The organism is Kocuria aegyptia (assembly GCF_039530085.1).
GTDB classification, from domain to species: Bacteria; Actinomycetota; Actinomycetes; order Actinomycetales; family Micrococcaceae; genus Kocuria; species Kocuria aegyptia.
In genome coordinates this window covers 1-23,117 of the sequence record NZ_BAAAOA010000037.1, presented here as the reverse complement: position 1 = coordinate 23,117, position 23,117 = coordinate 1, and the positions used below count along the sequence as shown (strand labels likewise).

General features: G+C 69.0%; 21 protein-coding genes and 1 pseudogene. 8 read left to right on the top strand and 14 right to left on the bottom strand.

The genetic code is table 11. From position 1 onward, the window contains the following. Positions 1 to 237: 237 nt before the first annotated feature. Entirely contained in the window at positions 238 to 615 is a 378-nt protein-coding gene (locus ABD220_RS13980) for a hypothetical protein (RefSeq protein ID WP_344123545.1), read from the bottom strand. A 614-nt stretch (positions 616 to 1,229) separates the two neighbouring features. On the opposite strand from ABD220_RS13980, the gene ABD220_RS13975 reads away from it, so the two are divergent. After that, positions 1,230 to 1,460 (top strand): hypothetical protein, encoded by a 231-nt coding sequence (locus tag ABD220_RS13975; RefSeq protein WP_344123543.1) that lies wholly within the window; start codon positions 1,230 to 1,232, stop codon positions 1,458 to 1,460. 89 nt (positions 1,461 to 1,549) lie between these two features. On the opposite strand, the gene ABD220_RS13970 is transcribed toward ABD220_RS13975, so the two are convergent. The 4 genes from ABD220_RS13970 to ABD220_RS13955 form a co-directional block, all read right to left on the bottom strand. Then, positions 1,550 to 2,011: an SRPBCC family protein gene (locus tag ABD220_RS13970; protein WP_344123541.1), complete on the bottom strand. Its 462-nt coding sequence runs from the start codon at positions 2,009 to 2,011 to the stop codon at positions 1,550 to 1,552. Positions 2,012 to 2,364: 353 nt separating this feature from the next. Next, positions 2,365 to 3,321, bottom strand: a complete 957-nt coding sequence (locus tag ABD220_RS13965; protein WP_344123539.1) for an AraC family transcriptional regulator — start codon at positions 3,319 to 3,321, stop codon at positions 2,365 to 2,367. A gap of 909 nt (positions 3,322 to 4,230) precedes the next feature. Continuing rightward, positions 4,231 to 5,145, bottom strand: coding sequence for a tectonin domain-containing protein (locus ABD220_RS13960; RefSeq protein WP_344123537.1), 915 nt, complete (start codon positions 5,143 to 5,145; stop codon positions 4,231 to 4,233). 120 nt (positions 5,146 to 5,265) lie between these two features. Beyond that, a complete protein-coding gene (locus ABD220_RS13955; protein ID WP_344123535.1) occupies positions 5,266 to 6,060 on the bottom strand; it encodes a lysyl oxidase family protein in 795 nt (264 codons plus the stop codon). Between the two features lie 563 nt (positions 6,061 to 6,623). Between ABD220_RS13955 and ABD220_RS18110 the strand changes: the two are divergent. From ABD220_RS18110 to ABD220_RS18105, 3 genes and pseudogenes are all read left to right on the top strand, one after another. Next, positions 6,624 to 6,818, top strand: a pseudogene (locus ABD220_RS18110) (cold-shock protein); the annotation flags it as partial. A 321-nt stretch (positions 6,819 to 7,139) separates the two neighbouring features. Beyond that, positions 7,140 to 7,703: a dihydrofolate reductase family protein gene (locus ABD220_RS13945; RefSeq protein ID WP_344123531.1), complete on the top strand. Its 564-nt coding sequence runs from the start codon at positions 7,140 to 7,142 to the stop codon at positions 7,701 to 7,703. A gap of 71 nt (positions 7,704 to 7,774) precedes the next feature. Then, a complete protein-coding gene (locus ABD220_RS18105; RefSeq protein WP_425552564.1) occupies positions 7,775 to 8,311 on the top strand; it encodes a GNAT family N-acetyltransferase in 537 nt (178 codons plus the stop codon). Here the strand turns inward: ABD220_RS18105 and ABD220_RS13940 are convergent. From ABD220_RS13940 to ABD220_RS13930, 3 genes are all read right to left on the bottom strand, one after another. Further along, positions 8,267 to 8,764 (bottom strand): DUF1990 domain-containing protein, encoded by a 498-nt coding sequence (locus ABD220_RS13940; RefSeq protein WP_344123529.1) that lies wholly within the window; start codon positions 8,762 to 8,764, stop codon positions 8,267 to 8,269. The genes ABD220_RS18105 and ABD220_RS13940 overlap by 45 nt on opposite strands. Before the next feature lie 551 nt (positions 8,765 to 9,315). Beyond that, positions 9,316 to 10,407: a zinc-dependent alcohol dehydrogenase gene (locus ABD220_RS13935; protein ID WP_344123527.1), complete on the bottom strand. Its 1,092-nt coding sequence runs from the start codon at positions 10,405 to 10,407 to the stop codon at positions 9,316 to 9,318. Continuing rightward, positions 10,404 to 11,381 (bottom strand): Gfo/Idh/MocA family protein, encoded by a 978-nt coding sequence (locus tag ABD220_RS13930; RefSeq protein ID WP_344123525.1) that lies wholly within the window; start codon positions 11,379 to 11,381, stop codon positions 10,404 to 10,406. The genes ABD220_RS13935 and ABD220_RS13930 overlap by 4 nt, the downstream gene beginning before the upstream one ends. A 401-nt stretch (positions 11,382 to 11,782) precedes the next feature. Between ABD220_RS13930 and ABD220_RS13925 the strand changes: the two genes are divergently transcribed. Further along, positions 11,783 to 13,030: a glycosyltransferase family 4 protein gene (locus ABD220_RS13925; protein ID WP_344123523.1), complete on the top strand. Its 1,248-nt coding sequence runs from the start codon at positions 11,783 to 11,785 to the stop codon at positions 13,028 to 13,030. A 348-nt stretch (positions 13,031 to 13,378) separates the two neighbouring features. Here the strand turns inward: ABD220_RS13925 and ABD220_RS13920 are convergent, their stop codons facing one another. After that, positions 13,379 to 13,813 (bottom strand): DUF6640 family protein, encoded by a 435-nt coding sequence (locus ABD220_RS13920; RefSeq protein ID WP_344123521.1) that lies wholly within the window; start codon positions 13,811 to 13,813, stop codon positions 13,379 to 13,381. A 280-nt stretch (positions 13,814 to 14,093) separates the two neighbouring features. Between ABD220_RS13920 and treS the strand changes: the two genes are divergently transcribed. Beyond that, entirely contained in the window at positions 14,094 to 16,376 is a 2,283-nt protein-coding gene (gene treS, locus ABD220_RS13915; RefSeq protein WP_344123519.1) for a maltose alpha-D-glucosyltransferase, read from the top strand. A gap of 301 nt (positions 16,377 to 16,677) precedes the next feature. Here treS and ABD220_RS13910 read toward each other — a convergent pair whose 3' ends face one another. Both ABD220_RS13910 and ABD220_RS13905 read right to left on the bottom strand, forming a co-directional pair. Further along, positions 16,678 to 17,106 carry a cupin domain-containing protein gene (locus tag ABD220_RS13910; RefSeq protein ID WP_344123517.1) on the bottom strand — a complete coding sequence of 143 codons (429 nt, stop codon included), beginning with the start codon at positions 17,104 to 17,106 and terminating at the stop codon, positions 16,678 to 16,680. A gap of 188 nt (positions 17,107 to 17,294) precedes the next feature. Continuing rightward, positions 17,295 to 17,774 (bottom strand): hypothetical protein, encoded by a 480-nt coding sequence (locus ABD220_RS13905; RefSeq protein ID WP_344123515.1) that lies wholly within the window; start codon positions 17,772 to 17,774, stop codon positions 17,295 to 17,297. Between the two features lie 164 nt (positions 17,775 to 17,938). Between ABD220_RS13905 and ABD220_RS13900 the strand changes: the two genes are divergently transcribed. Together ABD220_RS13900 and ABD220_RS13895 are read left to right on the top strand one after the other, a co-directional pair. Then, positions 17,939 to 18,082 carry a hypothetical protein gene (locus ABD220_RS13900; protein ID WP_344123513.1) on the top strand — a complete coding sequence of 48 codons (144 nt, stop codon included), beginning with the start codon at positions 17,939 to 17,941 and terminating at the stop codon, positions 18,080 to 18,082. Between the two features lie 437 nt (positions 18,083 to 18,519). After that, positions 18,520 to 19,761: an endonuclease/exonuclease/phosphatase family protein gene (locus ABD220_RS13895; RefSeq protein WP_344123511.1), complete on the top strand. Its 1,242-nt coding sequence runs from the start codon at positions 18,520 to 18,522 to the stop codon at positions 19,759 to 19,761. Positions 19,762 to 19,870: 109 nt separating this feature from the next. Here the strand turns inward: ABD220_RS13895 and ABD220_RS13890 are convergent, their stop codons facing one another. From ABD220_RS13890 to ABD220_RS13880, 3 genes are all read right to left on the bottom strand, one after another. Beyond that, entirely contained in the window at positions 19,871 to 20,557 is a 687-nt protein-coding gene (locus ABD220_RS13890; RefSeq protein ID WP_344123509.1) for an arsenate-mycothiol transferase ArsC, read from the bottom strand. Continuing rightward, the gene (locus ABD220_RS13885) at positions 20,554 to 21,210 is read right to left on the bottom strand and encodes a three-helix bundle dimerization domain-containing protein (RefSeq protein WP_344123507.1); all 657 of its coding nucleotides are present in this window, start codon (positions 21,208 to 21,210) and stop codon (positions 20,554 to 20,556) included. Before ABD220_RS13885 ends, ABD220_RS13890 begins: the two co-directional genes overlap by 4 nt. A gap of 460 nt (positions 21,211 to 21,670) precedes the next feature. Then, a complete protein-coding gene (locus tag ABD220_RS13880) occupies positions 21,671 to 23,092 on the bottom strand; it encodes an alkaline phosphatase (protein WP_344123505.1) in 1,422 nt (473 codons plus the stop codon). Positions 23,093 to 23,117 lie beyond the last annotated feature (25 nt).

Here is a 23,117-nt window from a genome sequence, read left to right as displayed (position 1 = left end):
TACGGTGCGGCCTCGGCCACAGCGTACAAACCCCAGGCGAGCACACCACCGAAGGGACTGCCGCACGGATCATGTGACATCTGCTCCGACCTGCCCACAGGGCGGGCCCAGCCGAGATCCGAGGGCGCGGCTGTGCAGTCGCTGGTCGGACCGTCGACAGTAGGTGCACAAGAGGCCTGAAGCCCATGACTTCACGTAAGCGTGGTCAACGGCGGGCCGTGCTGCGGTAGAGGTTCCCTAGAAGGGGCGCCCGGTGCGACGGAAATGCACGGCGTCGATCACGACGAAGATTGAGCCGAGAAAGGCTAGTCCGCATCCGATCATGAAGATCCCGGCCGGAAGGATCGGGACACCAGTCGGGTCTTGGGTGCGGGAGATCTCCATGAGCACGAACATGGCCAGGGCGGCGCCGACACCGGCCCCGGTGAGGATCAGCCCGAAGTGGCGGGCGGATCCGGTGAGGTCTGTCAAGATCGCTTTGATGGCATGGGTCCCATCACTTGAGTTCCCGGATGAGTGCTGCCCCTGTCTAAGTGCCAAGAAGAAGACCGCAGCGCCCACGAGCAAGACAGCGCCTGTGATGATGACGAACCCTGTTCGGCTGTAGATGCCCATGGCAATGACGCCCAGGGCCCCTATGACCAGGAGGCCGGCGTAGACGAGAACAACCGCTCTCATCGGACCGGCCGGGCGCTGCACATGGACCAGAGCTGCGCCTGCCGCATCGTCGGACTCCTCAAAGTAGGTCTATTCCAACAAGCCTTCTGGGGCGAGGCCTGGCTCCCAGACCTATCACCGCCCGCCTCCTCCTACCAGCCACATAGTCGTGGCCCACCGGGAGCACGGCAGAGCCGCTACAGGGCGGCCGCAACCTGGGCCTTGCAGTTGGGGTTCCTTGTTGCGGCCGATGCCAAATGAGCCGTCGATGGGCAGTCCAGTGGCGCGGAAGTGGGGACTGTGCCAGTTGCTGCCACGTGTCAGGATGACCACAACGAAGCGCGCCGGGAGGAGCTCAGCATGTCCACAACGCAACGTTGGGGCTACGCCGGTTTGGCCGCGATGTTCTTGATTTGGGGGCTGGTTGCCGGCTCGCGGGGCAGCTGGCTCGGTTGGCTATTGGCCGTATGTGCTGTGGTGATGGGGGTGGTCCTCCTCATCATGCGGGCGGAGAGTCGCAACCGTGCACCGCGGGACCCACGGACGGGCTCAACGTCGTAGAGAAGGGGCATATGGCTACCGGAAAGGCTCCGATCAGCGGCGGATTCGCAATCGTGTGTGCCCTTTGGTTCGTGGCCATGGTGGTTATCGCCTTCGTTGCGGACAATTTCTGGACCACAGTGCTGAGCAGTCTCGCTCTCGTGGCGATCGCTTTGGTCAACTGGCGAGGCTTCAAAAGGCACGACCGTGAGTACAGAGAGCGCATGGAACGACTTGATGAGCGTCTGGGGCGTGGCACGTAGCGCGAAGTCAAGCTTCGTCGAAGCCTTGATCGGCATGCTGTGCATGCCCTGGTGCAGTGGGGTTCCCCATGGTGCACTCGAGGGGCAGTTCAGGGCTGCAGGTAGTCGGCCAGGTTCGCCAACGAAGAAGCGAATCCGGCCGCATGGTCCTCGGCGGAAATGCCGTCCGGGACGTTGTCGGCTCGGATTTCTACGCGGGTGCCGCCCTCGACCTTGGTGAGTCCCCACGTCATGGTCATGGCGCCGGCATAGGCCGGGTCATCAGAGACAAAGTCCCCCACCAGTACGATGCGCTCATCGGGGACAAGCTCGAGGAAGTGAGCATCCACTACGTCAGAAGCGGCGGTGGTCTTTCCGGGTGCATCCGAGGCGTCGGTGTAGGTGAGGACCAGCCGGTACGACCCGCCCGGCCGGGCGTCGAAGCGCTCGAAGCGAGCGCTCATTCCCTCCGGGGGCAACCATGCCGTGAGCGCGTCTGGGTCGATCAGCGCTGCGTAGACACGCTCGGGCGAGGTGAGGATCACGCGTGAAGCGGTGTCGGTGCGTGTCATGCCGCCATCATAGATTCCAGGGGCCCGATCTGCTCCAGGCGTCAGAGGGCGCCGGAATCGGTCGGTCTGTGGTGGGGCATCGGCAGGGTCGGCCGTGATCTTCGAGTCAGCGGTCTGGCCGTTCGTCGGACAGTGAGGACAAGAGTGGCTCGGTCCTTCCGCTTCACATATGGCCGGCTACCGGCCACTCCCTGCGAGAGCGATGTTGCGGCAGGGGTTCCCCACGACAGTCTCTTGCCAGGGATTGTGGCATGGTCCTCCTTCGCCGGAGCCTTTTGCGATGTTCATAAGCGTTGTCCGCGGTCCCCGGCGTGGCTCGACTGGTTTGTGGTTGACGACGACCCGGGGGCTGCCTAGGAGTGCAGGGTCTCGGTGGGGGTGCATCCGTACTGGGCGCGGTACTCAGTGGCGAACCGGGCCAGGGTGGCGAAGCCGCACCGGTAGGCGATCGCTCCCACGGTGTCCCCACGGGCCGGGTCGGCTGCCAGGAGGTCGTGGTGGGCGGCATCCAGGCGGGCCGTGCGCAGATAGCCTCCCGGGGTGGTGCCCAGGTGCTGGCGGAAGGCGATGACCAGCTGGTGGGTCGAGATGCGGGCGGCTGCGGCGAGCTGGGCCAGGTCGATGGATTCACCCAGGTGCTCGTCGATGTAGGTCACGGCTCGGCGGACAGGGCCGGGCAAGCGCGTGCTGGTTTCGTCGGGGAGGGCATGGTCGGTGAAGGTGCTGGGGAAGCAGCAGAGCAGCGCGGTGGCCACCCGGCGTTGAGCCTCAGCGCGGATAAGGGGCACCTTGACTGCTTCGGCGTTGTTCAGCACCTCGCGCAGGTAGCCCACGGCGTCGGCCCAGTAGTCGGCGGCGGTTTGGTGATGGGGGCTGGTGCCCGTGAGCTGGAGCCGGAAATCCTCCTGCTGCAGGAGTTCGCCGGCGTAGTCCTGGACCCAGTCGTGGTCGAGGGCCACGATGGTCAGATCGGTGGCCTCCATGGTTGAGGTGAACCGGTCCTGGGGCATCAGGTACGGGTTGGCATCGAGACGATGGTGGTCGCCACCGGTGCGCACCGTCATGGCCCCGTCGCTCACCTGGGCGATGTTGATCGTCTGCGGGGACTCCACGCCCATCCGCACCGTTGAGCCCCGCCCCACCTGGGCCCGCCGGGACATCACCGGACCGGCCGCGGCCCAGGACAGGGCCAGCTCGAAGCGGTCGTCGGCGGGTGCTTGAACCTGAGCGCGACCGATGAGCCGGTTCAGGGACTCGGCGGCTTCTCCGGCGTCGGCGGTGGTGAACGCACCGCGGTGGATATCGGTCATGACCTTGAGACCCTACGGCCCGCGCGGGTCCGAGTAGAGGAGTAATCCATTTTGTCCCCGCAACAGGGGACAGCATAGGTTGCATAGTTCGCATGACCGGACGGGTCCGATCCAAGGCGCCTCGGCAGGGTGGAACAGGTCTGCGTTGAGCCACGCCTGGCCGCAGCGGCACCGGTCTGCCAGCCGCTCCAGGACCGGCCACCCACCATCAGAGGTATGCGAGAGCATCGACGCGGCAGCAGGATGCGGACCGTCAGGTGTCCGATCTGCTGGGTGCCGGTGTGCGGCGTGATGATCTCTCTTTGGGCCATGATGATGGTGGTGTCGCTCCTCAGGGCCTGACTCATCTGTTGACAGTGATGCACATGCCTGTGCGGGCATCCCCCCATGGGGCAGGGCAAACGGGTATCGACCACATCCGTTTCGTCTTCGAGCACCGTCAATCACAGGGGGCCGGCAAGGGTCCCTCGTGCGTGCACAGTGACCGGCATACAGGGCCGAGGCGGGTCGTGTGGGTGTCCTCGGCGTGCGAGGAGTGATGTCCGTTTCTCCGCAGGACTCGGGCGGCTGGGTCCTGGAGGAGAGGACATGATGACCGAGCCATCCCGCACCGTCGGCGCCCCCTGCACGGCTCATGGGGACTGATCCGGGTCCTGGTTGCAGACCGGTCCGCCCGGGGCCGAGCGGCTGCTGGAGCAGGTGGCGTTCTCGCCGGTGCTCAGCAACCAGTCCTTGGCCCCCGGCGACGAGGAGCTGCGCGAGTTCTGGAGCACTGGCGGACGGGTCAGCCGGCTGGGCGGTCCCGCCGCAGCGACCCTGGGCGGGTGGCCGCACGCGGTCGACGGCACCGCCTTGGTGCACGTCCTCACCCTGGATCTGGCCGACTCATGGAATCTGACGTCCGCAGGGTTAGGTCCCGCGCAGGAGCCGGTTGTCGTCGGTCACCGCGTAGGGGAAGCCGTTGGCGTCGACACTGATCTTCACGGCGCCGCCGGGTGCAGAGGCCCAGTCCTCACCGTTCCACGTGGCGATGCTGTGGCCCCCGGGCGCCGAAGCCGTTCCGATGATCCAGACCGCTCCGTTGCGGCCGACCCCGATGTCCCGGGCCTCTCCGGGTTGCTGGGACCAATCGGAGCCGGTCCAGCGGGAGATGCGGTTGTTCTCGTCGATGATCCACGGCTCGCTCTGGTGTCCCACGGCGGCATCGCCCTGGGTGGCGACGTCGATGGCGACAGCGCCACCGGGTGCTTGCTCCCAGCTCGTCTCGGTCCAGCGGTAGATGCCGTAGCCTCCGGGTGCCGGGTCGGTGCCGATGATCCAGACCGAGCCGTCGGCACCGATGCCGATGTCGCGGGCGCTTCCCGGTCGGTCGATCCAGTCCGTGCCGTTCCACTCGAAGATGCGGCCGTCGGAGTCGACGATCCAGGGGTACCCGTTCGGGCCCACGGCCAGAGCAGCAGCATCGCGCCCGAGGGCGTCCCATCCGTCGCCGTTCCAGTAGTTGACCTCAGGGCTACCGGGCCAGCGTTCCGCGCTGAGGGCCCAGACCGACGGGTCTTCGCCGATGCCACCGACGCCGATCTCGCTGAACCTGCCGGGAAGTTCCGTCCACCCCACCTCGATGGACTGCGGGGGCGGTGCGAGCACTCGGTCCGGCGGCGGTGTCTGGGCGGGGGCCGCCTGCGCCGGCACCTCCGTGGGCGCCGACCCGTCCGGTGGCTCAGAGGCGCTCGTGTCCGGCGTGCACGCCGTCAGGGTGATTGCCAACAGCAGCGCGGGGTAGAGGCCGGCGCGGGCGCGGGATACGGATGTGGGCTTGTGCATCGGGGTGAAGTTCTCCTTGGTACCTGCTGCGCTGGGGTGCACTGCGCGATGGACGTCCGGGGTCCGAGTGCCGGCAGACCCTTCCGGGTCCGGGGTGCGTCTCGGGCGGTGGTGTGCGGCTCAGCACTCGGTGCCGACGACCTTGACGTCGTTGGCCGTGAGGTCGACCAGCGTCGTGGTGGTGTTGTTCCCGGTGTCGGTCTCCGCCAGCAACCCGCGCGGGTCAGCGGTGGCTTCCAGGCAGTAACGTCCTGGCAGGGGCAGCCCGGTGAGGTCGATCCACTGGCCCCACACGTCGAACGTGTACGGGTCGCCCCAGCCGACCGATATGCCCTGCGTCACCGAGCGGGTCTCTGTCAGACCCTCCTCACAGCCGTCGTATTCAGCCGATTCAGCCGTTTCACCCGAGGAGGCGCCGGGCAGACGCACGTCGTCGATGAGGCAGAAGCCCTCCTTGTGCGCGACACGCGGATGCTCCTCCCCGGGGACCCGCAGGCTGTACTCGGCGGCGTGCTGGAAGTGCCAATGGCTGTGGTTGTCATCCACCGCATAGGTCATGACTGCATCGGTCGGGACGGACTCATGGCCACCACCTCGCTGGGAGATGCGCTGGACGACGGACATCTCCTCTGTTGCGGTACTGGTCCTGCTCCCGACGAGTTCCAGAGGCCCGTCACCGCGGTTGGCGATGACGGCGGTGAACCGCAGGACGCGACGGCCCTCGAGGATCTGGACGCGATGGTCGCTCAACGGCTCCATCTGCAGATCGGGCAGCCGATCCTCCGGCCCCGCCACACGGTGCGGCGCCGAGCCGTGATCCGCGGTCGCCGGCGCCACCACGCCCAGCATCACGCCGGTGGCAACGGTGGCAACGGTCGTGGCCGTGGCCAGAAGAACATGAGAAGTGCGCAACACCGAGTATCCCCCTACGCGGTCAGAACTGCACCGCTCCGGCGCAGCCAACGGCCCTCCGCCCGCAGGCGCGTCCGATTCCGACGTCCCCCAGTCGCCGCGAAGGATGCGGCGGACGTCGGGCACCAATATGCAGTCGTAAACACGCGGCCGTCAACCCGCGAGACCACGCAGCACCCCATGTGACCTCACCCCGGAGATGATCTGGACACCGACACACTGAGCCTTCAGCTCATGGGGTGGCCGCCGTGCCGTCCGGGCGAAACCGGCCGGCACGAGGCTGCGCCGTCCATCAACCGGCCGGTGTACGCCCTAATGGCACCGGGGAAAAGGACACAGCGCAGGATCTCGGTCCTGGCTCCCTGTCCCGAAGCATTTGAGGCGGCCGATCCCACCTCAGGACCCCCGTGCAAGCCGCTGCGAAGAATGAGCACACCGTGCCCGACTGTGACACGGACCCACCGTCCGGGGGCGACTTCTGAGTGCATGTGTTGCACAAGCAATGTGCTGTGAGAGCAGATCGAGAATCGGTATCCCCTGCTTCGACGCGGAAGGCAGGTACTGACATGGCCACAGGTGTCATCAAGTGGTCCAACGCTGAAAAGGGCTTTGGGTTCATCACCCCTGACGATGGCTCAGCGATCGTGTTCGTGCGCGTCTCGGAAATCGACGTCGGGCAGTGTCCTGCTCTCCTGACCCACGATCGTGTCCACTCCGAGGCCGATGCCCGACCTCATGGTCTGCAGGCGTCGAGAATCACGCCCTCACCGGAACTCCCTCCGGGACCATGGCCAGCGCCTCGAAGCAGGAGTTGCGCTGGTCATCGGTCCATCAGATCGCCGAGGCGCAAGCGTCGAAGCGGGACACTGATGCGCCGTCAACTGGCCGCTGATCGCGCATCGCTCCACTTCCGCTCTACATATGGCCGGTTAGCGCCGAGCCGTGCTGCGGTAGGGGTTCCGTTCCGTACGGAGCATCTGCTTGGCTTGGTGCTCAACCGGCCCTAGGTGTGGCCTGACCGATGGATATCGCGCGCCGTGCTGGTCTGTGCGCCGAATACCGACTCACGGGAGGCTGGCACGATGCGGAAACTGACCTTCGCCATGAACATGAGCCTGGACGGCTACATCGCCGCGCCCGGCGGCGACCTCGGCTGGAGCGTGCCGAGCGAGGAGCTGTTCCAGTGGTGGTCCGACCGGGTGGGCGCGACGGGCCTGGCGCTGTACGGACGCAGGCTGTGGGAGACGATGAGCTCCCACTGGCCGACCGCCGACCAGCAACCGGGTGCCACACCGGCGGCGATCGAGTTCGCCGGCCGCTGGCGTGACATGCCGAAGGTGGTGTTCTCCTCCACGACCAGCACGGTCAAGGGGAACACCCGTCTGGTCACCGGTGATGCGGTCACCGAGATCACCAGGCTCAAGGCCGAGGACGGGGGCCCCATGGACATCGGCGGTGCCACCCTGGCCGCGGCGGCCATGCGGGCCGGGCTGATCGACGAGTACGCGATCGTCACCCATCCGGTCCTGGTGGGCGGGGGCACGCCGTTCTTCACGGCCCTGGACCACTGGGTGCAGCTGAGCCTGGTGGAGACCCGGGCGTTTCCCGGTGGCGTGGTGCTGAGCAGGTACGAGATCAGGCGCTGAGTGCCCCACGGCGGATCAGCGCGGGCTTCGGGCCACCCGAGGATCGCGTGGCGCTGTGTTCCGAGGCGATCATGGCGTCCCTGCCGGATCCTGTTGTCCACCCAAGACGATCCGTCCGGACAGGGATCGGGTGCGCGCTGCGACCTGAGGTGTGGGGGCGTGGCCTGGCGACCGATGTGGTCACCGAACTCCTCGGCATCGGTGATGCGTTGGATCTGTCGGTCTGGGCGGAGACGTTCGCGGAAAACATCGCCTCGCGGCGGGTCCTCGAGAATGCAGGGCTGGACCTTGTCGCAGAGGCCCCGGCCGAGGCGGACGTGGTGCTGTGGTCCAGGCGCACGTTCACCCGTTCCCTGGACCGAGGGCAGCTGGAGCGTTGCCTGCAAAATGGTCAACGGCGGTACTGGACCGGACTGGACCCGGACTCGGGGGCCCTGGTGGGTTGCGCCTCCCTGCTCGCGGATATGCCCGGAGAGGAGAACTCCGCCGGCATGCTCAGGCCCTACCCATCGGAATGCCGTAGGGGTTCCTGTGGCGCACACACGCCGGCGCTCGAGAGGGCGCTACAGAGCGTGGAGGTATCGGTGGGTGTAGCGCTGCTGCAATAGATGGCTGATCGGCGCAAGGATGCGGGACCACCATGTGCCCGGCCTAGAGAAAGCGGTGATGGTGAACACGACGGCGCCATCATCCCGCCATTCGACGCAGAACCTCTCCTCGCCCTGCTCCGGGTGGCCCTGCAGGGTCCCGTAGGCGAAACCGCGCCGGCGTTCTTCCTCCACGACGTAGACGACCTGGCACCCGAACGATTTCCGCAGCAGGTGCCGGCCCAGGCGCAGGCGAACACGGCTGTCCTGCTCGGCGCGGGGTGTGGTGGCGTCGACCGTCAGGCCGGCTGCTCGGTGCATCTGCCAGCTCATCAGGTGTTCCGCGGCGCGGCGGAACGTCGACTCACCGTGGCCGATGACTCGATGGACCGTCAGATGGTTGTACCCGTCGGGCAACTGCCCGGCGGTCGCGCCGACCTGCGGGTAGGTCAGTGGGCGGTCGAACAGCGTCATAGCGCTCACTATGCCAAGGGACCGCTGTGCATAGGGCCCGTCATCGGCCCCGGTGAGGTCATCAGGCGCTTTCGGTCTGCATCCAGCATCGGCCATGCCCCACCCGGACCGTGTTGCCGTAGAGGTTCCTCTGCGGGCATTCTCGGCTGCCGAAGACCGTGTTGACCTCCGCCGACGCACTGCGGGGCGGGACGCGGGTTCGCAGGTACTGGATCAAGGTGGGGAAGACGTGGACACATCCGTCGTGATGGGTTCGATGGTCTTCACCGTGGTGGCCGCTTCGGCATGGACGGAGCCGGATATCGAGCGGGAGCGGACCACCGGCTCAGAGGCCGGAAGATGAGCCACGGCAAGGGCTCCGGTGGTCGGCGCCCGAACCCGCACCCACTTCCAGATCCGCAGCACGCACCAGCCCATCGAGGCGCGGGAGCCGGTTGTTCAGGTCGCCTGCGGACTGGGAGCTGCCCGGGGCCACGCTCAGCGGCGTATCCGCGAACTGCGCATGCCGACGACCGCAGAACGGCTGATGCGAACGGTGGTGGTGTTCACCGTCAGGACCTCTTCACGGTGAACACAGCGGTGAGCACGTGACGGCGACGCGCGGCGACGTCGCCCATGAGTGCCGGGGCGTTCTCGAGGTCTTCCACGTCAGAGATCAGGTACTCCCGGACCTCTTCGGCGTGGCCGATGAGCAGCCGGACGGTCTCGGCCGACAGCCGGTGCCGGTCCCATTCATGGGCCAGCCCTCGCGGGACGCGGCCGATCTGGGCGCAGCGCAGGCTCAGGCCGTTGTGGTGGAACTCCTCGCCCAGGCGCACCGCGTCGGCGCCCGCGGTGTAGAACGCGAGGTCGACGACCGTGCCCTGCGGACGCACCGCTCTCAGTGCCGCGTGCAGGGCCTGGGGCTTGGCCCGGCACTGGAAGACGACGTCCGCGCCGTGGTCACCGGGTCCGTGCCGCCAGCGGGTCTTCAGCGTCCGGCCCGGATCGTCGGTCAGGTCCAGGGCGAAGAAGCCGAGCCGCTCGGCCACTGCCCGCCGGCGCGGGTCGGCATCGGCCACGGCCACTTCCCGGGCCCCGAGGGAACGGGCGAAGAGTGCGGTGAGCAACCCGACCGGACCGGCCCCGGTGACCAGCACCAGCCGCCCGGCCACCCCGTCCCCGAGGGAGGTCACCGGTCCGGCGTCGGCGGCCGCGTGGAGCAGGCCGTTGGCGCAGATGGGGCCGAACTGCGCCACGAACACCCCCAGCAGCGGGTCCAGATCAGCGGGCAGGGGTACGAGATGCTCGGTGATCGGGTCGGCCACATGGGCCGTGGCATGTCCGTAGGCCGCCGCAAGAACGTCCCCGGCCCGGAAGGCCGGAGTGCGGGAGGCAGCGACCCGGGCGACCTCCATGTAGCCCAGCCGGCGCACGGGGTAGCCCTGCTCAGGGACGCCGGGGTGGAACAGGCCCAGCTCGGTGTCGTGCTGGGAGTGCAGCTTCGGGTGGTCGCCTTTGAGGAACGCCAGTTCCGTGCCCGCCGACAGGCCCGTGGCGAGGGTCTCCAGCAGCAGCCCGCCGTCGGGAACCTCGGGCAGCTGCTCGTCGACGATCTCGATCCGTCCCCGGGTGGGGACGATGACGTTGCGCCGCGCAGTCATGCGTCCTGGCCCAGTCGGACGGGGTGCCCGGTCCGGGCGGACTCGGCGATCGCGCAGGCCAGCCGATGGGTGCGCAGAGCCTCGCGGTAGGGCGCCCGGGTGGACTCCCGCTCACCGCGCACCGCCTCGAGGAACTCCCGGTTCACGGTGATCCGGGGGCTCTCGGCAGGGGTGTGATCGGTGCGCGATGGGCCCTTGAACACCGTGAGCCCGTCTTCGGAGAGTTCCAGGACCAGCCCCCGGCTGACCGTGTGCAGAGCGGCACGGTGCTTGGCCGCGAGCACCGAGGTCGCCGCCAAGGTGGTGACGGCCCCCGAGGCGAAGCGCACGGTGGCGGCGGTGGCGTCGTCGATGTCGCCGTGCTCCTGTGCGGCCGCATCGTGGGCCCGGCGCACACCGGCGGCGTAGACCTCCACCGCCTCCCCGAGCAGGTACCGGGCCGCATCGAGCACGTGGGTGAGCTGCTCGACGACCTGCCCGCCGGATCGGTCGGTGCGCGCCCACCACGGCGCGGGTGGGCGTTTGTCCAGCCAGTACCCGTTGGCCAGCAGCGGCGGAGCCTCGGAGAGCAGCTCCTTGGCGCGGTCGGTGGTCTCCAGGGAGCGCCAGTGGTAACCGGTGCCCGTCACCACACCGGTGTCCTCGACCAGGGCCGCGATCCGCTCGGCGACCTCCAGGCCCAGGCCCACGGGTTTCTCCACGAACAGGGGTTTTCCCCGTGTGAGCGCGGCCAGCTCGGCGGGGCCGTGGGCGAACGGGGGCACGCAGACGTAGACGGCATCCACCTCCACAGCGTCCAGCGCCGTGTCGGCATCGGCGAAGCTCGGTGCGTCCAGCTCGGCGGCCAGCTTCTCGGCGGCCGGGGCGTAGGCGTCGGTCACGCTCACCACCCGGGCGTCGCCGAGATGGTGCAGGGCCTCGGCATGGCGCCGGCCCATCAGGCCGGCACCCACAACGGCGATGCGCAGGGTCATGAGGGGATCTCCTTCAGCACTCGGGCGGGCCGGTCCGGGCAGCGCCGCGCCATGGTGGCCGCTGCCCGTGGCTCGGCCGCCTCGCGGCACGTCCGGGCGCCGGCCGCCGCGGTGATCGCTGCGGGCAGAGGAGCAACGGTGGACATCTCGTGGCGCGACGGTGGGACCATGCTGGTTGTGCTGGCCCGTGAGCGGTGCGCCCATGGCTTCGACCACCGCTGGTACGCCTTGTCGCTGCAGGAGATGCGCCGTCCTTCCGCGTCCTGGCCCATCGGTTCCCCTTCCCGCAGAGCTGGGTGCCGGCCGGGCGCACCACGGTGAACTTCCACCGGACACTACCGGCGGTCCCACCTTCTGGGGAAGGGCACGGTGCGGCCGCCCGGAGACACTACGACATCCGCATGACGTACTTTCCGGCACAGGTGTACGGGCCGATGGCCGCCTATAGGGTGGGCCACATGGCGGAGACCGCGGCGAGGGGGCCGCTTCCGAGATCGGATGCCGAGCCGGTGGAAGAGGAAACCGGTGAGGTCCGCCGGTCGGTGTGCCTGTACACGCGTTCCGCGAACCCGTCGGGGATGGGGAGGCACATGCTCGACCTCGTCCGTGGACTTGCCGGCCGGATGGACGTGACGGTGTTGTGCCGCACCAGTGATCGCGCCCGCTGGCTCTTCGAGGAGGCCGCTGCCCTCGGCGCCCGGACGGTGGCGCTGCCCGGCCCACACGATCCCGCCTACCCAGACGTCGTCAGCGGCTTCCTGGCTGCCCACCCGGTGGACGTCTTCCACTGCCACGCCGGCTGGGGCTGGGAGGACCCGGACGGGTTGCGCCTGGCCCGATCCGCGGGGGTGCCAGCGGTGCTCATCACCCACCACCTGCCGTTCCTGATTCAACAACGCGCCAAAGCCGAGAAACTGCTGAAGAACACCTCCTTCGCCCACTGGCGGATCGCCGTGTCCCAGGGGCTGCGGGACACGTACACCGCCCGCGGCGTGAGCCGGCAGCGTTTCGTCACGGTACCCAACGGGGTCGCCCCGCGTAGGGACGCCCCGGGGCGGGCCGCGGCCCGCGCGGCGCTGGGCCTGCAACCGGAGGACCTCGTCGTGATCTCGACCGGGCGGTTGACGCTCATGAAGGGGCAGTGCTATCTGATCGAAGCCGCAGCCGTGCTCAAGTCCCGGTATCCGCGGCTGCAGGTGGTCATCCTCGGTGAGGGTGATCTGCGTTCCGACCTCGAGAGCCTGGTGATCGAACGAGGCCTGGCCGGCGCGGTGCATCTGCCGGGTCACCGGGATGACGCGCGGATGCTGCTGGACGCGGCCGACGTGTTCGCCCTGCCCTCACGCTGCGAGGGCATGCCCCTGGCCTTGCTGGAGGCCATGGAGGCCGGGTTGCCGGTGGTGGCCACCCGGGTGATCGGCTCCAGCGAGCTCGTGGTCCACGGGAAGACCGGATTGCTGGTGCCCACCGAGAGCGCCCAGCAGCTGGCCGCGGCCCTGGCGCAGCTGCTGGGCGACGCCCACAAGCGTGCGGCCTACGGGGACGCCGGGCGCAGACGGTACCTGGACGAGTTCACCGATGAATGCATGATCGCCCGCACCCACGCCGTCTATGACACAGCGCTCGGAGCCCGTTCGATGGTGCGGTGAGTCGTCCGTGGTGGTTCAGCGCGCTCAGCAGTGACCGGCCGAGACGGAGACCGGTGCGGGGCCCCCGAAGCCGAGGCCGGGGCGCCGGCCGGCCAGGTGGCCGGCGCCCCAGGCCTGTCCGGGACAACCCTCCAAGGGTGGATCCGGGAACCACCGAGCCCGGGCGTCCCGTGGGGGAGGAGGTCAGGAAGCGAAGCGATCGGCCATCTGCCTGCGGCCTGCCTGGACGACGGCGCGTGAACACTGACCCCGCAGCGGCGCGCGTAGCCTGCTCCGGACGCCACGACCCCGCATCCTGGTCGGTGCGGGGCGCCCTCCGGCCCGGGTCGTGTCAGCAGCGGTGCACTCTCATCCCCGGCGCAGAAGCCCCCGGCGGGTCCGCCGCTCGAGTCCATAACCCAGGGCGATCAGCCCCAGCATCCCCGCGCTGGCGAACCGCTCATCGATCCACACGCCCCTGACCCGGGGCACCAGGTGGGGAAACTCCGCCTGGAGGCCCTGGGCACCGGGAAAGGCGAAGGCCGCGCCCATGGACGTCCAGAAAACCGTCGGCAGCAGGGCACCCATGGCGGTGTCCCGGTCCGGGTCCGGTCCCTTGCGGTTCAGCGCGTACAGTCCACCAGAGCCCAGCAGCGCGCCCATGGCGATGGTCATCGCATCGTGAAACCGGGCGTGCGGGGGCCAGTTCGGATTGAACAGGTGAGTGCGGTTCCAGTCCGCGGCGAACCCTCCCACCGTGGTGGCCCCAGCAACGACGTTCAGGATTTTCCGCCCTGCTGACATGCCAGCACTCTAACCGGCCCATGGCACGGGACGATCCCCGTGCTCCGACGCGCCGAACCCGAGCCCTGCTAGTAGCCTGAATCAATCGAGAGACGTGCCCCAGCAGGGGCCCTTCTCCCACAGTCCACTTGGTCGTAGCATCGCCGGATCCTTGATAAGCACGACGAGGGGAGGCCAACATGTCGGTCAGCCCCGATTTCCCGCCGTAGTCGTCCCCGCACCCTCCACTGGACCTTCCGAGTCCACCCCGCTCGATGACATCGATGAAGGAGCCTCCACCATGTCCGGTCCGGATCTGCCGCACCCCGCTGATGCATCCCCTGCCGTAGGCGAGACCTCTGCCGAGGTCCAGCCGGCCGAGGATCCCCAGGAGGCTCCGGCCGCGGAGGTCACCTACGACGAGGCGTTCTACCCCGCCCGCCCCCGGGCGCTGCGCCCGAGGGCGCGGCGGAACCAGCAGTACGCCGATCTGAAACCGCCCTTCGAGCCGGACGGGCGCAACAAGGCCTACGTGGACTGGCTGCGCAACCAGTCAATGCTCGGTGACGCGAGGATCCTGGCCCGGCAGCTGTCGGGTCAGGCCGGAATGTGGCAGAACCCTTACGCCCACCCCAGCCCCCGTCGCGCGGTGGAAACCGCCTCGGTGTGGTTCACCGCCTACCCGCTGGCGCTGATGACCGCCCCAGGGCGCTCCTTCCTGGCAGCAGTGGGAGACCCTGAGCTGTGGCAGGCCTTCCAGCAGATCGGCATCAACGCTGTGCACACCGGCCCGGTCAAGCGCGCCGGGGGTCTGGATGGCTGGGAGTACACGCCCAGTGTGGACGGGCACTTCGACCGGATCAGCATGGCCATCGACCCGGTGTTCGGCACCGAGGAGGAGTTCCGCGCCATGTGCGCGGTGGCCAAGGAGCACGACGGCACGATCATCGACGACATCGTGCCCGGACACACCGGCAAGGGCGCGGACTTCCGGCTCGCGGAGATGAACTACCGCGACTACCCGGGGCTCTACCACATGATTGACATCCCCGAATCGGATTGGCACCTTCTGCCCGAGGTTCCCGCTGGACAGGATTCGGTCAACCTGGACCTGGCCGCCGAACGGGCCCTGCAGGAAGCCGGGTACATCATCGGCGAGCTGCAGCGGGTGATCTTCTACGAGCCCGGGGTCAAGGAGACCAACTGGAGCGCGACCCGCCCCGTGGTCGACACCGAGGGCAAGCTGCGTCGGTGGGTGTACCTGCACTACTTCAAGGCAGGGCAGCCCTCCCTGAACTGGCTGGACCCCACGTTCTCCGGGATGCGCATGGTCATCGGTGACGCGCTGCACTCCCTGGTGGATCTGGGCACCGGTGCGCTGCGCCTGGACGCCAACGGCTTCCTGGGGGTGGAGAAGGGGGCGGAGGAGGCCGCCGGATGGTCCGAGGGCCATCCGCTGTCGGAGGCGGCCAACCAGCTCATCGGCTCGATGGTGCGCAAGGTCGGCGGGTTCACCTTCCAGGAGCTGAACCTGAGCATCGACGACATCCACACCACCTCCCGCACCGGCCCGGACCTGTCCTACGACTTCATCACCCGCCCGGGCTACCACCACGCCTTGGTCACCGGCGACACCGAGTTCCTGCGCCTGACCCTGCGCCAAGCAATGGAGATCGGGGTGGATCAGGCCAGCCTCGTGCACGCGATGCAGAACCACGACGAACTGACCTACGAGCTGGTCCACTTCACGACACGGCACAAGGACGAGATCTTCGAGCTCGGCGGACAGTCCCTCACCGGGGCCGAGCTGGCCGAGCAGGTGCAGTCCACCTTGCGGGAGAAGATGACCGGGGACGCCGCCTCCTACAACCTCGTGTTCACCACCAACGGCATTGCCTGCACCACCGCCAGCGTGATCACCGCGGCGCTGGGCATCACCGACCTGGAAACCATCACCGAGGAGCAGGCCACCCGTATCCGCGACGTCCACGTGCTGCTGGCGATGTACAACGCCCTGCAGCCAGGGGTCTTCGCCCTCTCGGGGTGGGACCTGCGCGGCATCCTGCCCCTCACCCAGCAGCAGGTCGCCCCCTTGATCGCCCAAGGAGACACTCGGTGGATCAACCGCGGCGCCCACGACCTCATGGGCATCCACCCCGGTGCCACCGTCTCCGCCTCCGGCATGCCCAAGGCCCGGGCCCTCTACGCCACCCTCCCCGAGCAACTGGCCGACGACACCTCCTTCGCGCGCCGGCTGGCCCACGTGCTGACCGTGCGCGAAGCACACGGCATCGCCACCGCCGCACTGCTGGACGTGCCGGAAGTCTCCCACCGGGGACTGCTGGTGATGGTCCACCAGCTCGCCACGGGCCAGCTGCAACTGACCGTCCTGAACTTCTCCTCGCAGGAGGTCACCGGCACCGTGCAGTCCGCCCACCTGGAGACCGGGTCCTACATCACCGACGCCTTCACGAACGAGGAGATCGGCACCGTGGACGACCTGCACAGCTTCTTCCTCACCCTGCCGGCCTACCAGGGGACTGCCCTGCTGGTCGAGGCCGATACGCAGCCAAGAGACATCTGAGCACGCTCCGGATCCCCGCTGTACAGATGGCTCGTCGGGGGCGGGCCCGGTTTCGGCAGGGATTGCCCATGCCCATGGGGCGCTTTGGACGGCCTCGGACCTGCTGGTGTGCCGGGAGTGGACGGTGTGTGGACAGGGGAACCGCCCGACCCCGACGGTGACTGCTGCACACCTCGCCCCGAGCGCCGGCATGGACATGTGCCAGCCCCTCACCGGGATGGACAGGCGGGGACCCCGGCCGGGTCCCTGATCGACCGGCGGGCCAGCAGCCGGTCCTTGCCGACCGGCTCGAGCATCCGAATTACCGGGCGCTCCCTGCCGAGGAGGGTCCCTCCCGGGCGAGCCTGGCCCTCGTGGCCGAACCGAAATCGGAGTAGTCGGAGGGCTGGGGCTGTCCCCACACCACCAGGAGCCTGAGCGGGCCGTCTCCGGTGTTGCGCAGGTCGTGCCTGGTCCCTACCTTGGCCAGGACCGCGTCGCCGGCCTTGACCGGATATTCCTCGCCGTCAACGCTCATGTGACCCGTGCCCTCGACGAAGACGTAGATCTCCTCCAGGGGCGTGTCGGGCTCACCATGGGCATGCATGCCCTCGAAGCCTCCCGGGGGCAGTTCCCACGTCTGCACGGCGACGGGCAATTCGGACTGGCCGTAGAAGTGCCACTGCATCCGCAGCGGCGAGCCGTCATGGAGGTTGTACGGAAACGCGTGGTCTCCGGCTCGTTCAAGCATCGCGGGCCTCTTTCCTTTGTGGCCAGCATGCCGGGCGCCCTCGGCGTTGTCCACGAGGGCGCCGGCGCCACCAGGCAGACGCCCCGCAGGTGCCGTCCGGTTCACGCACGGCACGTCGGGAGACTGTCCCTCTCAACGTGATGACCGGTATGCCGTTCACGTCGGCCGCGGGGAGATCGGGGGATGGGTCAGGGGGCCCGTGTCAGATCCAGGCAGTGCTCGCCGATGTGGGCCTCAGCGCGCAGAACCTTCGTCAACGGTCCGTCATGGGTGGACAGGGCCCGGCGCAGGAGATCTGCCACGTTGTGGGCGCCCACGGTGATCGGCTCTCCGAAGGGTCCGTCCGTTTCGACGAGGGGCATCACCACGCTGTCCGGATCGAAGGTGATGGCATCGCCGCCGGTGTCCAGCAGTTCGCCGATGAAGTAGTCGCCGGCGCGCTGGTCGGCGTAGACGCACAGGCGCACGGCCTGTGGGTGGTGGTGACGGAGGTGCTCACCGAGGAGCCCGAGCAGCTTCTTGGCGTAGGCGCGCTCGGCTTTGAGCAGTCTGGCCTCCGCGGCGGCCAGTACGGACTGAGCGGTCATCGAGCTGCCTCCAGTGTGGCTCAGGCGCACGCCCACAACGACTACGAGCACGACCGGCCGCTGCTGGATGCCCTGGAGCACGGTTTCACCTCGGTGGAGGCCAATGTGTGGCTGGTCGAGGGGGAGCTGCGGGTCGCCCACGACGCTTGGGAGCTGGCCGGTGCCCCGACCTCTGGAAGATGCCTATCTGGACCCGCTGGCGGAGGTGGTCTCCGGCCGCTGAGCGGGAGGCCCTGCATGACTACGTGCAGCAGGCCCACGCGGCCGGGTACCGGGTGCGGTTCTGGGCCACCGACGACACCGCTGGATCGGCGCGGGAGAACCTGTGGAGGGAACTGCAGGCGGCCGGGGTCGACCACACCACCACCGACGACCTTCCCGGCCTGTAGGAGTTCCTCATCCGCAGAACGCACCGTGCACCGGGTCCTCGGCTCCGTCCGGCCGTCGACGGTGCTCGACCGGTCGGGTGCCCGGCGGCACCGCAGTCGGCGACACCGAGCGTTCACCGGCTGTTGGGTGGGTGGTCACAGCGGCTCCCTACGGTGTCGAAGGCCGGCAGGAAACCCCCCCAGTCCTGTCTGACCAGCACGGATGCACCCCCCGGCGGCCGTGCCGAGTGCCCCAGCTGCGCAGCCACAGCCCAGCTGGGGCGCTCGACTGCCCCGGCAGGGTCTGCGGCCGGGAGGGTCGCGCGATCGAGCGGACTCCGGGCGTGCACCAGCCTCCGTACCACTGGTTCGGCACCGGTCGCGTGGGCACCCGTTCAGGTGGTGTTCGCCGACCTTGACTACGGTCGGTGTCACGAGTCGGATGGAGGAGGAGCACCATGGGTTTCAACAGGTCAACGGTGATGGTCGGTGTGGCCGCGGTGCTGCTGGTGGGCGCCGGAACGCCGGCCGTGGCGGGGCAGCACCACGACCACGAGCACGAGCACGAGCACGTCACGGGCACCCGGGAAACGGTGCGGTTCATGACCTACAACGCCTCCCTCAACCGCGGGACCGCAGGGCAGCTGCAGGCCGACCTCGCGACCCCGGGCAACGCCCAGGCGCAGGCGGTCGCGGAGGTGATCCAGCGCAACGACCCGGACGTGCTGCTCGTCAACGAGTTCGACCACGACGACGAGGGCCGGTCCGCGCAACTGTTCCGCGACAACTACCTCGCCGTCGGCCAGAACGGCCAGGAACCGGTGGACTACCCCTACCTCTATACCGCGCCCGTGAACACCGGGGTGCCCTCGGGGCTGGACCTCAACCAGGACGGGACGGTGGGCGGCGGTGACGACGCCTGGGGCTTCGGGGCCTTCCCGGGTCAGTACGGGATGGTCGTCTACTCCAAGCACCCCATCGATACTGCCGGCGTCCGCACGTTCCGGAACTTCCGTTGGACGGACATGCCCGGCAACCTGATCCCTGCGGGCTTCTACCAGCCCGAGCAGGCGGAACAGTTGCGGCTGTCGAGCAAGTCCCACTGGGACGTGCCCGTGCGGATCGGCCACCGGACCGTGCACGTGCTCGCCTCCCACCCCACCCCGCCCGGCTTCGACGGCCCCGAGGACCGCAACGGGCGGCGCAACCACGACGAGATCCGTTTCTGGGCCGACTACGTGAGCGCCCCTCGGGTGTCCTCCTATGTCTACGACGACGCCGGGGCCCGTGGCGGGCTCAAGCCCGGGGAACGCTTCGTCATCATGGGTGATCAGAACTCCGACCCGCACGACGGCGACTCGTGGCCCGGAGCGATCCAGCAGCTGCTGGAGCACCCGCGGGTGCAGGACCCGCTGCCGGCCTCCACGGGCGGGCCCGAGGCCGCTGCCCGCCAGGGCGGGGCGAACCTGACACACCTTTCCGATCCCGCCTACGACACCGCCGACTTCAACGACGACCCCGCTCCCGGCAACCTGCGGGTCGACTACGTGCTCCCGTCGAAGAACCTCCGGGTCGCGGGCGCCGGCGTGTGGTGGCCCGCCCCCGGTGAGTCCGGGGCGGAGCTCACCGGCGAATACCCGTTCCCCACCTCCGACCACCGCCCCGTCTACGTCGACCTCAGCGTGGCGGGACGTCGATGACCTCGGCGCAAGAACGTTCCGCAACCAGCATGCGGGAAAGGCACTGCGTTCCGGCTCAGCAAAGCGCCCCGCCCTCTCCCGGGCAGGGGCGCTGAGAGTCGTGGTCGCACTACTGCGCCGGCGGCCCCGGGGGGTGGGCGCAGATCTGCTCGTAAAGGGCCTGGACGCGGTCCTCGAGCTCTTCGACGACGGCGGCCACCGCCCCGGGGTCCGCCTCGAGCACGTCCTCGACGTCCCAGTCCTGGTGAACGGCTCCGGCCGGCACGGGGATCCCGTCGAGGGTGCCGAAGGTGATGACCCAGTCCGCCCCGGCCACCACGTCGTCGGTGACCGGTTTCGGATAGAGGCCCTCGGTGCTGATGCCGCGCTCGGCCAGGGCCGTGAGAACCTGCGCATCCGGTGCCGCTCCCGGCAGCAGACCCGCCGAGCGGACCGTGAGCGTGTCCCCTGCGTGGTGGGACAGCAGGGCCGCGGCGATCTGGGCGCGGCCGGTGTCGTGCTCCCCGACGAACAGCACCTGCGGCGCCCCTGCATGCCGGGGGTCGGCCGTGGTGGTGGCCCGGGCGTGGGCCAGGGCCGCCAGCCGGTCGGCGGCGAAATGCCCGGCCAGCGGCGCGAGATGGGTGCGCACCCGGGCGGTGCGGGCCAGCGTGGCGTAGGACTCGAAGACCATCCGTTCCACCAGGTCGGGAGAGAACACTCCGGCGTAGCGGCCGGTCAGGTGCTCAGCGGTGCGCGCCAGCACATGAGCATCCAGGGGCTGGGCCGACCTCGCCGGATCGGTGGGCTCGCTCATGCCCGCTCCCGGGCGGGCTCAGGACCGGTGCCGGCGGTGATCTCCAGCCACAGAGCCTGCACTCGGGTGTTCAGCTCGGCGAACCCGATGTCCCGGTCGGCACCGAGGGCTGGGACTGCCGGCCAGGACTGGCACTGGGTGACCTTCTCGATCGGACCGATCTCGTGGGCGCCGAGGACGATGATCCAGTCGGCGGCGGCCAGGATCGGGTCGGTGAGGGGTTTCGGGGCTGCGACGGCCGGGTCACCCCCGTGCTCCGCCACCAACTGCACCGCATACGGGTCCAGGGCCGTTCCCGGGCTGATCCCGGCCGAGCGGGTCGCCACCGACGGTCCGGCGTGTTCGGCGAGCCGGGCCGCGGCCACCGCGGCCGGGCCGGTGTCGTGGTCGTCGACGAACAGCACCTGGTGCACCGACCGTCCCCGGTCGTCCCTGTCCCGGGCCAGGTCCCGCAGCCGGTCAGCGGCACCGTGGAGGGCCATCGGCGCCAGGAACGTCGAGATCCTCGCCTGTCTCGCCAGATCCGCATGGCACTCGGCAACGCAGCGCTCCACCAGCTCAGGGAAGAAGACCCCGGCGTAGCGGTCGATGAGGTGCTCGGCGGCCCGGTGCAGCACCCGCGGGTCCTGCAGGTCGATCTCCTGCTCGGTCATGGCATCCCCCTGCGCTGATCGCCTGCCGGCTTTTCGTTCCCGCCACTACCGCAATCCCGCGATGCGGAGCCGGCGGTGCGAGATGGTCGTGGTGTGCCAGCACCTTGCGACGATCCGCCGCAATTCGGCTCCCCGCGACAGCCGTTCCAGGACGGCGAAGGGAGCAGACGGGTTTCGCCCGGTGGGCCCTGTCCTGGCAATGGCATCGTGCCGGCCCAGGCCCAGTGTGCGACGCCACGATGACCTCCAGGTGACCAGCGGATGGACAGAAGGTGACGCAGGTCACGCAATTGCGCTTCGGGGTTCCCCTTCGTAGTCGCGGCTGCACCCCGTGGCCGCTGCGGAGGACGGAGTGCGGCCGGATGGGCGCGACAGGTGGTGGCGTACCGGGTGAGTGAGCCTGCCCGCCGGCAGACGGTGGGCAGGCCCCCTCACCCGGTACGGAGCGAAGGCGCGTGGATCAGCGGCCGGCCATCTCGCGGCCTCGGGGGCTGCCGTTGCCGGCGGAGGCTCCGGGGCCTTCGGCCCACAGGTCCTCCAGGAGCAGGTTGGCCAGGTCGGTGTTGTCCAGGTAGGCCCCGCGCACCGGGTCGGTCATCCGGGCGCGGCGGTCGAGCTCCTTGGCGCCGGCGCCCTTGGCGTAGACCGGCACGAGCATGTTGGTGTGCCCACCGGAGTTCCAGGAGCCGGCGGGCACGGCACCGGAGGCGCCGTCCAGAGTGCTCCAGGCCGGGTCGGCGCCCGGGCCCTCGAGGTAGCCGGTCTCGTGATCGGCGGTGACGACGACGAGGGTCTCCTTCCAGGAGGAATTCTCCTCGACCCAGTCCACGACCGTGTCGACCGCGTCGTTGAACGCGAGGGTCTCCTCGATGTTGCGCGCGGAGTCGTTGGCGTGACCGGCCCAGTCGATGGCCCCGCCCTCGACCATCAGGGAGAAGCCGTCCTCGTCCCCGTCGAGGACGTTGAGGGCGCCGGCGGTCATGGTGGCCAGGGAGGGGACCTCGTTGAGCGGGTCGCCGTAGGGCTGGCCGGAGGCCCCGGCGCGGCCCTGCTGGAGGGTGGAGCCGACCTGGGCGACGCCGAAGACCTTCTCCGGGGCGTCCCCGGCGGTCAGGGCCTCGAAGTCGGCGCCGTCCTCCACGAAGGACCATTCGGTCTGACCGGCGGCCAGGGCTTCGTAGGAGCCGGAGGAGATGTAGTCGTAGGCCGGGGTCTCCAAAGGCTGGTTGTCGTCGTCGTAGTAGGGGTGGCCCGCGCCCATGACCACGGACAGTTCCGAGGCCAGTTCCTTGTCCGCGATGGCGTGGTAGTTGTTGCGGCTCTCGTCGTGGACGGCATAAGCGGCCGGGGTGGCGTGGGAGAACGGGACCGAGGAGACCACGCCGGCGGCCTTGCCCATCGAGATGGCCCGCTCGGAGATGTTCTCGATCTCGTTGCCTGCGGGGTCCACGCCGATGCCGCCGTTGTAGGTCTTCACCCCGGTGGCCATGGCCGTGCCGGCCGCGCCGGAGTCGGTGGCGCCGTTCTTGACGTAGTCGAAGTCCGTCCAGACCTGCTGCGGGTCGTAGGACCCGCCGGAAGCGAAGGTCTGCATGTCGACCTGCACCGGGAAGGACTCGTGCGCCTGGGAGGGAGTGCCCTGGACCTCGGTGACCGCGCCGGTGGCCGGATCCGTGGCGACCTGCTTGGAGGAGGTCCCGTTCTCGTAGAGGGACGCCTCCGCCGCCTGGTTGTAGCCCATGCCGTCACCGATGAGGACGATGACGTTCTTGGGTCCGTGCGGGGCCGCCGGAACCGCGGCGGCGGGGACGGCGGTCGCGGCGATCAAGGCGGTGGTGGAACCGGCCAGACCGGCGCTGATCCAGGCATGACGACGAGTCACGGGGGAACTCCTTCAAATGCGGGGG